The organism is Corynebacterium sp. UMB4614, from assembly GCF_030217065.1.
Taxonomy (GTDB): domain Bacteria; phylum Actinomycetota; class Actinomycetes; order Mycobacteriales; family Mycobacteriaceae; genus Corynebacterium.
The window spans coordinates 1-11,304 of the sequence record NZ_JASONC010000003.1; the positions used below are offsets into that span (position 1 = coordinate 1).

Sequence of the window (11,304 nt, forward strand, 5' to 3'; positions counted from 1 at the left end):
CTTCTTCTTGCCCTTCGCGGCCGCACCCTTGCCCGCAGGCTTGCCCGGCCGGAAGCCGGTGGAGTTGCCGCCGGACGCGCCACCAGAGCCACTTCCTGCAGAGCTAAATCCGGAACCTGCACGGCCCGCACCGAAGGTACGCCCGCCGTCGAAACCGCCACTCCGGCTGCCGTAGCCGCCAGAACTACCCGAGCCCCAGCCCCCGGAGCGGCCCCAGCCTCCCGAGTAACCAGAGCCACCGCCGAAGCTGGAGCCATCGGCATAGCCACCACTGCCCCAGGATCCCGCCCAGTCCGGTTCCTCGCGGAGCCACTCCACCAGTTCCTCGGGCACCTCGGAGAGGAAGCGCGAGGGCGGGTTATTCACGGGCGCGCCCCAGCCGGAGCGGGTGATCGCGCGGCAGATGTAAAGCTTTTCCTTCGCACGGGTAATTCCCACGTACGCCAGGCGGCGTTCCTCGGCGAGCTCCGTCGGGTCACTGAGCGCACGCATGTGCGGGAACTGGCCGTCCTCCCAGCCGGTGAGGAAAACCACCGGGAACTCCAGCCCCTTGGCGGTGTGCAGGGTCATCAGCGTGATCTGGCCAGCGCCTTCTTCCGGGATCTGGTCGGCGTCGGCGACCAGGCTGACCCGCTCCAGGAAGGCCTGCACGCTGCCCAGCGGGGCTTCGCCCTCGTCGAGCATCGCGTCGGCGACGTCCTGCTTGAGCTGCACCTCGGGCTGCACCGCCTTGCCTGCGGGCATCTCCTCGTAGGCCTTCTGGTGGGCAGCCTCCTGGCTGAACTCGTGGCCCACGCTGATCAGCTCGTTGACGTTATCCAACCGGGTCTGGTCCTGCGGGTCATTGGACTTCTCCAGCTCGGCCCGGTAGCCGCTCTGCTCCACGATGGCGGCGATGATCGCGCCCAGGTCCGGCAGGCCCAGCGGGCTGCCGTCGGAGGCGCGCAATTCCGCATCCTCGACCGTTTTCCGCAAGTTCTCCATCATGCTGAGGAAACCCGCGATGGCGTTGCGACCGCGCCCACCGAGCCGGGCGACCTTGTCCTCAGCGGCATCCCGCAGCCCCTGCGCGAAGCTCACCCCCTGCGCTTCAGCGTGGACGGTGACCTGCGCAAGCGCCCGATCGCCGATGCCTCGCCGCGGGGTGTTGATGATGCGGCGCAGCGCGACCGTGTCCTCCGGGTTATCGAGCACCTTGAGGTAGGACACGATGTCGCGGATCTCCTTGCGCTCGTAGAAGCGGGTGCCACCCACGACCTTGTACGGCAGCCCGGAGCGCATGAGCACGTCCTCCAGCGCGCGGGAGGCGTTGTTGGTGCGGTACATGATGGAGATATCCCCGTAGGCCACGCCCTCGTCGACGAGCCGGTCGATCTCGCCTGCGATGAAGCGGGCCTCGTCGTGCTCGTTATCCGCCACGTAACCGGCGATCTTCTCGCCCTGGCCGAGGTCGGTCCACAGCTTCTTGGGTCGCCGCTCGGTGTTGCGGTCGATCACGGCGTTCGCCGCGGAGAGGATGGTCTGCGTAGAGCGGTAGTTCTGCTCCAGAAGGATGGTGTGGGCGTTCGGGTAGTCGCGCTCGAATTCCTCGATATTGCGGATCGTCGCGCCGCGGAAGGCGTAGATGGACTGGTCCGCATCACCCACCACGGCGAGCTCACCGCCCCCGCTGCCCTCTTCGCCGACCAGGGTGGAGACCAGCACGTATTGCGCGTGGTTGGTGTCCTGGTACTCATCGACGAGGACGTGGCGGAAGCGGCGGCGGTAATGCTCCGCGACCTGCGGGTTGTTGCGCAGGATGCCGACGACCTCGCCGATCAGGTCGTCGAAGTCCACGGCGTTCGCCGCCCGGAGGCGCTTTTGGTAATCCGCGTACAGGGAGGCGACGGTCTGCTTGTGGAAGTTGCTGTCCGCGTCCGCCTCAGCCTTCGCAGTACTAGGCCCGACGAGCTCGTTCTTCCAGTTGCTGATCGTGGACAGCACACCGCGGGGCGCGAATTCTTTGACGTCCAGGTTGTGGTCCTTGATGACCATGGTGATCAGGCGCTTGGAGTCATCCGAGTCGTAGATCGTGAAGTTGGTATTCAGCCCCGCCACGAGGTGAGCGTTGCTGCGCAGGATGCGCACGCACATGGAGTGGAAGGTGGAGACCCACATCCGCTCGGCGGCGGGGCCAACGAGGTCGGCGACACGCTCGCGCATCTCCGCCGCGGCCTTATTGGTGAAGGTGATCGCGAGGATCTGCCAGGGCGCAACACCGGTGGACAGCAGCCAGGCGATGCGGCGGGTCAGCACGCTGGTCTTCCCTGATCCCGCGCCCGCGACGATGAGCAGCGGGCTGCCGGTGTGCTGCACGGCTTCCTTCTGCTGCGGGTTGAGCCCGGCCAGCAGTTGCTCGCGGTTGTCCGGCGCGTGGCGTCGGTCGAAGGGGTTCACCGCGGTTGTGTCAGGACGTCGGTTCCCGCTGCTTGCAGTTCCCAGGAAGTCGTCGACGTCCCCGGCGTGCTGCGCTCCCTGACGTGGCTGGCGCTGCCCCTGCGACTGACTCTCCGTCGGCTGCGCGGGGGCGTGCTCGCCCTGCGCACCCGGCTGGGCCGTGGCCTCGTTCATGAGCGCGACCAGCTCCTCGTAGCCCGCGGGTGGGGCGTCCTCCGGGGGCGGGGCCGCATCAAACCCAGGGTCGAACTCAGGGTCGAACTCCGGCTCTGGCAGCGGCAGTTCCTCGGCCTGTTCTGCCTCCGGTCCGCTCGCACCGGTGGCTGGCTGCTCGCCGGCGTGGCTGGCCGCCTGGCCCGCCGGACGTGCGGCACCAGGGGTCATGGGAAAGAGGCTGTCTTGCTCATCAGGAGTGTTCATCGTCTACCAGGCTAGTAGATGCCCCAGACACGGCTGCGCGACGTACAATCAAAGCTATGACTAGCGAAGATGGCGCAGCGATGAACCCCGGCATCGGGGATGGGCCGGAGGCTCCGGCTAAGGACTTCGAGGTGCGCATGCCCTCCGGTACCGATGATCCGCTCTCCGATGAGGAGATTCAGAAGTATCGCCAGGAGATCAACCGGATGGACCGGACGATCATTGATGCGATCCACCGCCGCTCCGCCGTCTCGAAGGCCATCGGCAAGACCCGCCTGGGCTCCGGCGGTACCCGCCTGGTCTACACCCGTGAGGTTGCGATTATTAACCAGTTCCGCGAGGAGTTCGGCTCCGAGGGCGTGGAGATCGCCAAGGCGCTGCTGCAGCTTGGCCGTGGTCGGCTGGGCTAGCCCCGCCTTCACTCCCTGAGGCCCCTGCGCACCCTACCCCAACGCGCAGCTGCCCCCGACGATGTGTCGTCGGGGGCAGCTTTATGACCGAGGGTTCTGCGCTCGCGCTTGGGCGTCAGGGGCGTTGCTGTGCGCCGGCACGCCAGTGCTGCGCACTAGCGTTTTCCGCTCACGCTATCCGTTAGGGCAGGCGGAAGCCCGCGCCGGAACCGCCGAGCGCGTTCATGTCCGCCGCGATGGCATCCCAGGTGGTGGACACCGCCGGGGAGTGCAGCGGGCCCTGCAGCGGGGTGGTGCAGCTCGGCAGCGGCTGGAAGCCGCCGTTGAGGATGCCGACCAGGCGGCCGCCCGCGTAGACGGGTGCACCGGAGTCCCCGAGGGATGCGCAGATGTGGCTCACGAAGGTCTGGCCGAGTTGCCCCAGCACCGGACCGCACTTGGTACCGGTGGCCACACCAGTCTTGCAGGCCGCGTTTGGCACGCCAGGCACCGGGCCACCGATTCGGTTCAGCGCGACGCGGCCGTAGTTCCGGGTCAGCTGAACATCGGGGCGCAGGCGGATGACGGAATAGTCCAGGTTGCCGAACTTCACGACCTTGCCGATCACACCGGCCTCGGGGGCGTCGAGGGAACGCACCGGGCTGCCCGGCACGCCACAGTGAGCGGCGGTGATTCCCACCTTGTTGCCCGCGGCATCAATACCCGCCACCGAGAGGGTGCAGATGCTGTCGCCCACCATGATCGGGGTGGATGGACCCAGCAGAGCGCGAGGCTTGATGCGCTGCTGCTCAGCCGGCGCGGTGGGCGAGGTGAAGTAGTGCCCCGGCACGCGGTGCGGGCCCGGCTGACCGGTGGCCGTGAGCGCTGCGTCGAGGGAGCCCATCGGGTTGGCCGCCACCTGCCCGGCCGCGCCGACGCCCAGCCCAGCAGCCATGCCGAGGCTGGCGAGCAGGCCCGCAGCACCTCGCAGGATGCGCCCGCGCAGGGTGCGGTGGTGGCGGGCATGGGTCCGGGTGGTGCGCTGCATGGCGTGTTCCTTATGTGACAGGTGGGGCTCGATTCCCTCTAACCATAGCGCCCGCACCAGACACCGCCTACGCCAACGCGCATGGCGGTCCTGGCACTACCCCCAACACCACCCCACCCCAAAGTTCAATACATTGAACTTGGTGATTCATTGAACTGAACACTATTCTTGGCTGCCATGAGTATTAACGTCCAAAAGTTGAGCGTGAGCTACGGCGCGACTACCGCGATTCGGAACATCAGCTTCACCCTCGACTCCCCCGGCATGCACGGCATCATCGGCCCCAATGGCTCGGGCAAGTCCACCCTCATGAAGGCGATGCTTCAGATCCTGGACAAGCGTCACGTCCACGGCACAAGCACCACCGGCACCCCTGCCGACTACCCCGTCACCCTCGACGGCAAGGCCCCCGCCGAGCAGCGCCAAAAAATCGCTTATATCGAGCAGCGCTCGAACCTCGACCGCAACTTCCCCACCAGCGTCTTCGACACCGTCCTGATGGGCACTTACCCGCGCCTGGGGCTCTTCCACCGCCCCGGCAAGACCGAACGCGACGCAGCCACCCAGGCTCTCAAGGACGTCGACATGTGGGACTTCCGCCACCGCCACATCAGCGAACTCTCGGGCGGACAGTTCCAGCGCGTCCTCTTTGCCCGCGCCATTGTCCAGGACGCGGAATACATCTTCCTGGACGAGCCCTTCGTGGGCATCGACGTCCCCAGCGAGAAGACGATCGTGACCCTGCTGCGGCAGATGGCGGATGACGGCAAGCATGTCGTCGTCGTGCACCACGACATGAACACCGTCCGCGACTACTACGACGACCTCATCGTCCTCAACGGCGAGCTCGTCGCGGCGGGCCCCACCGAGGAGGTCTTCGTCCCCGACGTGCTGCAGAAAGCCTTCGGCGCGCTCGTCATCCGCGAGCCGGCGGCGGCAGAAAACCCCACGCCACGGCAGGCAGCACTCCAGGAGGAGAAGGCATGATCGCGGAGTTCCTCGACTCACTACTCAGCCACGGCTACCTGCAAAAAGCGCTGATCACCTCGGTGATCGTGGGCGTGGCCTGCGGCATCGTCGGCAGCTTCATCGTGCTACGCGGCATGGCCCTGATCGGCGACGCCATCTCGCACGCCGTATTACCGGGGGTCGCGGCCTCCTACCTACTGGGCACGAACCTCTTCCTCGGGGCGGTGGTCGCGGGCCTACTCGCCACACTGGCGATCGGGCTGATCAGCGAACGCTCCACGGTGAAGAATGATTCGGCGATCGGCATCGTCTTTTCCACCTTCTTCGCGATCGGCGTGCTGCTCATGGCGAAAGCACAGACGGCGACGGATCTGACGGAGATCCTCTTCGGCAACGTCCTGACCGTTCAGGACGCCGACCGCAACCTCTCGATCGGTATTGCCGCTGCCGTGCTGATTCTCACGCTGGTCTTTTACAAGGAGCTCAAGCTCAGCACCTTCGACCCCATCATGGCGCAGTCGGCTGGCGTGCCCGTGCGGGCAATCCACTACGGGCTGATGGTGGTGCTCACGCTGGTGACGGTCATTTCCCTGCAGACGGTGGGCGTGATCCTGGTGGTCTCCCTGCTGATCACTCCGGCGTCGGCGGCGTACCTGCTGACGAACCGGCTGGGAGTGATGATCGGGCTCTCAGTGGCGATCTCGGCGCTCAGCTCCGTAGTGGGGCTGTTCCTGAGCTATAGCTACAACGTGTCCTCCGGTGTCACGATCGTGCTGACCGCCAGCGCGCTGTTCCTGCTGGCTTTCCTCTTCGCGCCAGGCAAGGGACTGATTGCTCGCTCGCTGGGCAATAAGCCACTGGCCGCGCTGTTGGCCCTCCTGGTGGGCGGTGCCCTCGTGTTCGGGGCCGTGACCTTCTCGACGGAGGAGAAGGCAGACGGTGAGCAGCTGAACGTCGTCACCACCTTCACACTGCTGACGGACCTGGTGGAGGAGATCGGCGGCGAGGCGGTGAACGTCCATAACCTCGTGCCGACCGGCACGGACCCGCACGACTACGACCCCCTGCCCGCGGACCTGGATGCGACGAGCGACGCCGACCTGCTGTTCTACAACGGGCTGAACCTCGAGGGCGGCGAGCACGGCTGGCTCGCGAAACTGAAAAACACCGCGGGCCTGGACGATTCCCAGATGGTCGAGACCACCAAGGGCGTGGAACCGAAGTACCTCAAGGACGAAAAGGGCAATCAGGAGATCAACCCGCACGCCTTCCTTGACCCGACCGTCGGCATCGCGATGGCCGAAAACGTGACCGCGGCGCTGGCCGAGGCCCTGCCCGAGCGCGCCGAGCACATCGAGGAGAAGGGCGCGGAGTACAAGGCCATGCTGGAGAGCATCGACGCCGACTACCGCGAGCAGATCGGTGCGCTGCCGAAGGAAGATCGTGTGCTCGTGGCCAGCGAACACGCCTTCCAGTACATGGTCGATACCTACGACATGGAGCAGCTGTATATCTGGCAGATCGACACGGATGAAAACGGCTCCCCCGCGCAGATCGGACACCTCGTGCGCCAGCTGAAGGACAAGCGCCCGAAGCACCTGTTCGTGGAGTCGAACGTGGATACGCGCCCCATGAAGACCGTCTCGAAGGAGGCCGGGATTCCGATCTTCGACGAGCCACTGCACTCCGATGAGCTCGGCAAGCCGGGCACGGTCGCCGGGACCTACGAGGATTTCCTGCGCAGCAACTTGAAGACCATGATCGCGGGGCTGAAGCGCTAAAACGCGAATGCTCGAGGCCCCACATGCGTTGGGCTTCCCCGGTCGCATTCCCCCCCTGCTTTTCTTGCAGCAGGGTGGGTGGCGGGCCGCCCGCGGGCTTATTATTTGATGCATGGCTGAAACTATCTCCGAGCAGAGGCAGCGGATTCTGCCCTCTCGCGCTCACCTGCCGTACGGGCTGGTGCTCGCCGCCTGGTGGAGCGCATGCCTGCTGCTGATCGCGGGCGGGGCGATCGTCGGCGCCCGGTTGGTGGAGAAGCTCGCGGTGGTTGTGGCGCCGCTGGCCATCGCGGTGCTGTTTTCCGCGATGCTCACCCCGATCGTTAATTTTCTCGACGTCAAGCTGCGCCTCCCCCGCTCCCTGGCGTCTTTGCTGACGGTTCTGGGACTGATCGGACTCATCTCGGCCGGCGTGACGCTGTTTACCACCCAGCTGATCTCTGGGGTGCCCGCGATGCGGGATTCCGCCCGGGAGGGCGTGAATCAGATCGTTGATTGGCTGGAGAACGGCCCCTTCAAGCTCACCCAGGCGAAGCTCTCCGACATGGTCCACCACGTGCAGGGCGCGCTATCCGAGAACTCCAAGACCATCGCGGACGGCGCGGTGCGCACGGGCACGACGGCGGTGAACTCGGGGGCCGCGCTGCTGATCTTCCTGATCACCCTGTTCTTCTTCCTCTACGAGGGCCGGCGCATCTGGCTGTGGCTGGTGTCCCTGGCGCCCCGGGCCTCCCAGGTGCCGATGGATGAGGCTTTCCGCCGCGGGTGGGTCTCGCTGGGGACGTTCGCCCACGTCCAGGTGCTGGTCGCCGCGTTGAACGCGGTGTCAGTCGGCATTGGCTGCTGGGTGATGAAGGTGCCGTTCGCGATTCCGATTTCGGTGCTGGTCTTCATCGCTTCCTTCGTCCCGATCGTGGGCGCGCTGATCTCCGGTGCGGTGCCGGCGCTGATCGGCCTGGTGGACCAGGGCGTGTTCACCGCGATCGTCATGGTGATCATCGTGACGGCGGTGCACCAGATCGAGACGCACGTGCTGCAGCCCTTCCTGATGGGGCACGCGGTGGCGCTGCACCCGCTGGCGGTGATCGTGGTGGTGGCCGCGGGCACGTACCTCTTCGGCCTGGCGGGCGCGGTCTTCGCGGTGCCGGTGGCGGCACTGGTGAACTCGGTGGTGCGCTATCTGCGTGGCAATGACATGTTCCCCGCGCTCGGCGAGGCCTATGAGCTTCGGAAGCCGGGGACCACGAGGGGGCTGACCGACCCCAAGGAGGAGGCTTCTGGGGAGTCGGCGGCTGCCGATGCAGAGTCGGACGCCGAGGTCACAGCTCCGGCTCACAGCACCGAGCCCCGCGACTAGCGCCCTCTCCCCTTCACCACCGGCGCGCTCCTCCACCTCCAACTAGCAGGCTTCCCTAATGCCCAGCTGGGCACAGAAAATCCCCCACTCCGGTAAGTGCTGGCACTCACCGGATGGGGGACTTTTGCTGGATCTAGTAGCGCTCCGGCTCCTCACCGAGCTGGAAGCGCCGGCCGGAGATCTCCTCAGGGGTGATCTCCACGTAGTTGTACTTCAGGGTCGGCAGCCACGGCTTCAGCGGCAGCTCGTCGGCCTCCTGGATCTCGTCGGTCCTCTCCAGGATGCGAGCGCGTCCCTTCACGATGACGGACCATGCCTTGTCCTCGGTGTGATCATCGGCTTCGAAAAGCACCCGATCGTTGATGGACACGGTGAAGAGCTTGGAGCCCTCCGCGGTGCGGAAGTAGATCTTGTCCTCGTTCACCACATAGTTCAGCGGGTAGATGTCGAAGTCATCCTTGATGCGAACGACCAGGCGGCCGAGCTGCTGGTCGCCCATCAGCTCCAGGGCCTCGTCTTCCTTCAGGACCTCAATGGGGTTCTCAAAATCAGCCATACTTCCATTCTGGCACTGTTTTGCTTTTCGTGTCGTGGCGGAGTTTTTAAGCCTCAGGTCCGGTGATCAGCATCAAGGTCACCGTGGCTGGTCCGTCGACCGCGCGCAGTTCGTGGGAGACGTTCGCCGCCACCGAGATTGCGGTGCCCGGTTTGATGAGAAGTGTCTCCCCACCCACGTCGAACTCAACTTCACCGGTCTGACCAAGCACCATGATCGGCGCTGGTGCATGGTGATCCGCCATGACGTCGCCCTTTCGGAAGCTGATACGGACGACGGACGCGTGCCCAAGCTTTTCCTGGATGCGAACCTCAGGGACGGCACGGCCCTCCCCCTCTGCCTGGCTGTGTTCTGCGTCCAGCTGGGTGAGGTACGTCCAACCTTCGCCAGCGGAATTGTAGGGCTGCTTCGTGGAAGTGTCTTTATTAGCGCTCATGGCCCCCATGCTTCCACATAATTGCCACCGCAGGTATGACGAAGCCCCCCTTCACCAGCACCCGCTGTTCCTGCCGCAGAAGTAAAACACCGACAGCTCCGGCTCGGAAGCTGCCGCTTTTACCCGTCTACAGTATTCGGCCCCGACATCCTCGGGATTTCAGTTTAGGAAATGTTGAACCAGGGGGCGGATATCAGAAGATATGAGAAACAAGTACCCATGGGGCTTCACGCCAAAGTGGCGATCATGATCCAGCGGGCTGGCGCAACTGGGGCCTGTGTGTCGCCGGTGAAGGAGCGCAATTTACTTCGCAAGGTATATCGCCGACGTCGCTGAGCCTGCTCTTCTAACAGGCACGCTGGCACATCACCAGATCCCACTAGAAATGAAATGTAGAAGGGGGTCAGGCGCCGACAAACCAGATGCTTCTTCATCCTCGGATACAGTGACTCCATAAACCAGCAACGGCGATACCTATCACTAATTAGCTTCTATTTCCGAAAGGCTGACAGCTCGTCCCCATAATGATGCTGTCATTCGTGCCGCCTCCCGGCTGTGGGCTTCTTCTTCGACTTTCCCTTGGACGGCTTGCCATCCAGCAGGTCGGACACACTGTTCAGATTCTTCGAACAATTGCCTCCAGAAGCGCTCAATGGATTATAACCAACCGTGCTAGGCTCAGTTTATAATCCTTTCAAGTTAAGGAGCATGATGGGAATCTTCGGTCGGCTCTTCGGATCCGAGGATGAGGAAGTCCGCGACGATTCAGCCACTGACGCAGCCTACGAGGAAGAGACCGAAATCTGCGGAGTTTGTGGGGCAGTCGGTGACCGAAGTGACCTTTATGACATCGATGGCTTTCAGATCGACGGCCGCCCAGACCCAGTTAACGTCGTCTGTCACGACTGCTACGTCGAAAATGACCTGGACAGCGGCTACCCCAGCTACTGCTGCGGAATGATCTACGAAGACGGCGAAGAGTACTGCGCAAGCTGCGGCGATCCACTTTAGGTTGAGTCGGAGCCCGGGGACACGGAATCTTCCTGGGGTTCTTCGATCATTTCCTCTTTGACCGATTCAGTCTCCTCTGAAGGCACGGTGCCCGGTTTTTCGGCATCTTTGGCCCGCTGTTGCTTCCAATCCTTGAACTTCCGGTTCAGATAACGACCGCCCTCCAAGAAGGCCGCTGTCGCCACCACCGCAATCACAGCTCCTTCTTGCCTGCCGGTGGTACGGCCGTCGAAGAATCCCTTGCCGTAAACTGGGCTCCCCATGGACTATTATTCCTTTCGATACATCTATTCACCCCAGCCTAATGCAAGTGGCGCAGGTTAGTGCTGGGTTTGAGTGTCCATACGCTCGATGGCCCTGTAAATCATTGGCCCGGACACGTTGAACGTACGAGCTACGACGCTGACGGACTTACCGCCGTCGATTAGCTCCTTGGCGGCTTGCGCCTGTTCGTTACTGAGCTTCGGCTTTGGCCCGGCGCCCCTGCCCTGTGCTCGGGCATGTTCCACACCCTCACGGGTGCGCTGGATCAGAAGGTCTCTTCCCAGTCAGCAAGGCTTGCCATGGCGTTGAACACCACCTTGTCGCCAGGACGCGATGTGTCTAGCTCAGGCTCAAGCACCTTGACGTTGATATCTCGCCTAGCCAGATCAGCGATCGTATTCACAGTCTCAGCCAGGCCACGACCGAGGCGGTGGAGTCTGGTCACAACGAGAGCGCCATCAGGCCTCATGCACGCCAGTGCGTCGTCGAGGCCCGGCCGTTGCCACTTAGTCCCGGAAATTGTTCCCGCGTAAGCGTGGTTCGGATCGTAGCCGGCGTCGATGAGCGCCTCACGCAAGGTGCCGAGACTTTGCCCTGCTTCGACGTGGACACACACGCGCAATACCAACAAGCATGG

General features: G+C 64.0%; 11 protein-coding genes. 5 read left to right on the top strand and 6 right to left on the bottom strand.

Annotated elements, in window-relative coordinates; translation table 11 throughout:
- On the bottom strand, positions 1 to 2,856 hold a 2,856-nt coding region (locus QP413_RS02080; protein ID WP_284780342.1), incomplete at its 3' end, for an ATP-dependent helicase.
- Between the two features lie 80 nt (positions 2,857 to 2,936).
- Here QP413_RS02080 and QP413_RS02085 point away from each other — a divergent pair.
- Positions 2,937 to 3,266, top strand: a complete 330-nt coding sequence (locus QP413_RS02085; RefSeq protein WP_210398572.1) for a chorismate mutase — start codon at positions 2,937 to 2,939, stop codon at positions 3,264 to 3,266.
- Between the two features lie 181 nt (positions 3,267 to 3,447).
- Here the strand turns inward: QP413_RS02085 and QP413_RS02090 are convergent, their stop codons facing one another.
- Entirely contained in the window at positions 3,448 to 4,293 is an 846-nt protein-coding gene (locus tag QP413_RS02090; RefSeq protein ID WP_284780344.1) for a S1 family peptidase, read from the bottom strand.
- 177 nt (positions 4,294 to 4,470) lie between these two features.
- Between QP413_RS02090 and QP413_RS02095 the strand changes: the two genes are divergently transcribed.
- From QP413_RS02095 to QP413_RS02105, 3 genes are all read left to right on the top strand, one after another.
- Positions 4,471 to 5,280: a metal ABC transporter ATP-binding protein gene (locus QP413_RS02095; RefSeq protein ID WP_284780347.1), complete on the top strand. Its 810-nt coding sequence runs from the start codon at positions 4,471 to 4,473 to the stop codon at positions 5,278 to 5,280.
- Positions 5,277 to 7,043, top strand: coding sequence for a metal ABC transporter solute-binding protein, Zn/Mn family (locus QP413_RS02100; RefSeq protein ID WP_284780349.1), 1,767 nt, complete (start codon positions 5,277 to 5,279; stop codon positions 7,041 to 7,043). The genes QP413_RS02095 and QP413_RS02100 overlap by 4 nt, the downstream gene beginning before the upstream one ends.
- A 112-nt stretch (positions 7,044 to 7,155) precedes the next feature.
- Positions 7,156 to 8,400 carry an AI-2E family transporter gene (locus QP413_RS02105; protein ID WP_284780350.1) on the top strand — a complete coding sequence of 415 codons (1,245 nt, stop codon included), beginning with the start codon at positions 7,156 to 7,158 and terminating at the stop codon, positions 8,398 to 8,400.
- 133 nt (positions 8,401 to 8,533) lie between these two features.
- Here QP413_RS02105 and QP413_RS02110 read toward each other — a convergent pair whose 3' ends face one another.
- Entirely contained in the window at positions 8,534 to 8,956 is a 423-nt protein-coding gene (locus tag QP413_RS02110) for a pyridoxamine 5'-phosphate oxidase family protein (RefSeq protein WP_284780352.1), read from the bottom strand.
- Positions 8,957 to 9,002: 46 nt separating this feature from the next.
- Positions 9,003 to 9,392 (bottom strand): hypothetical protein, encoded by a 390-nt coding sequence (locus QP413_RS02115; protein ID WP_284780354.1) that lies wholly within the window; start codon positions 9,390 to 9,392, stop codon positions 9,003 to 9,005.
- Positions 9,393 to 10,100: 708 nt separating this feature from the next.
- On the opposite strand from QP413_RS02115, the gene QP413_RS02120 reads away from it, so the two are divergent.
- Positions 10,101 to 10,403, top strand: a complete 303-nt coding sequence (locus QP413_RS02120; protein WP_284780356.1) for a hypothetical protein — start codon at positions 10,101 to 10,103, stop codon at positions 10,401 to 10,403.
- On the opposite strand, the gene QP413_RS02125 is transcribed toward QP413_RS02120, so the two are convergent.
- Together QP413_RS02125 and QP413_RS02130 are read right to left on the bottom strand one after the other, a co-directional pair.
- Entirely contained in the window at positions 10,400 to 10,666 is a 267-nt protein-coding gene (locus QP413_RS02125) for a hypothetical protein (RefSeq protein ID WP_284780357.1), read from the bottom strand. The genes QP413_RS02120 and QP413_RS02125 overlap by 4 nt on opposite strands.
- Before the next feature lie 266 nt (positions 10,667 to 10,932).
- The gene (locus QP413_RS02130) at positions 10,933 to 11,298 is read right to left on the bottom strand and encodes a recombinase family protein (RefSeq protein ID WP_284780358.1); all 366 of its coding nucleotides are present in this window, start codon (positions 11,296 to 11,298) and stop codon (positions 10,933 to 10,935) included.
- Between the last annotated feature and the right edge of the window lie 6 nt (positions 11,299 to 11,304).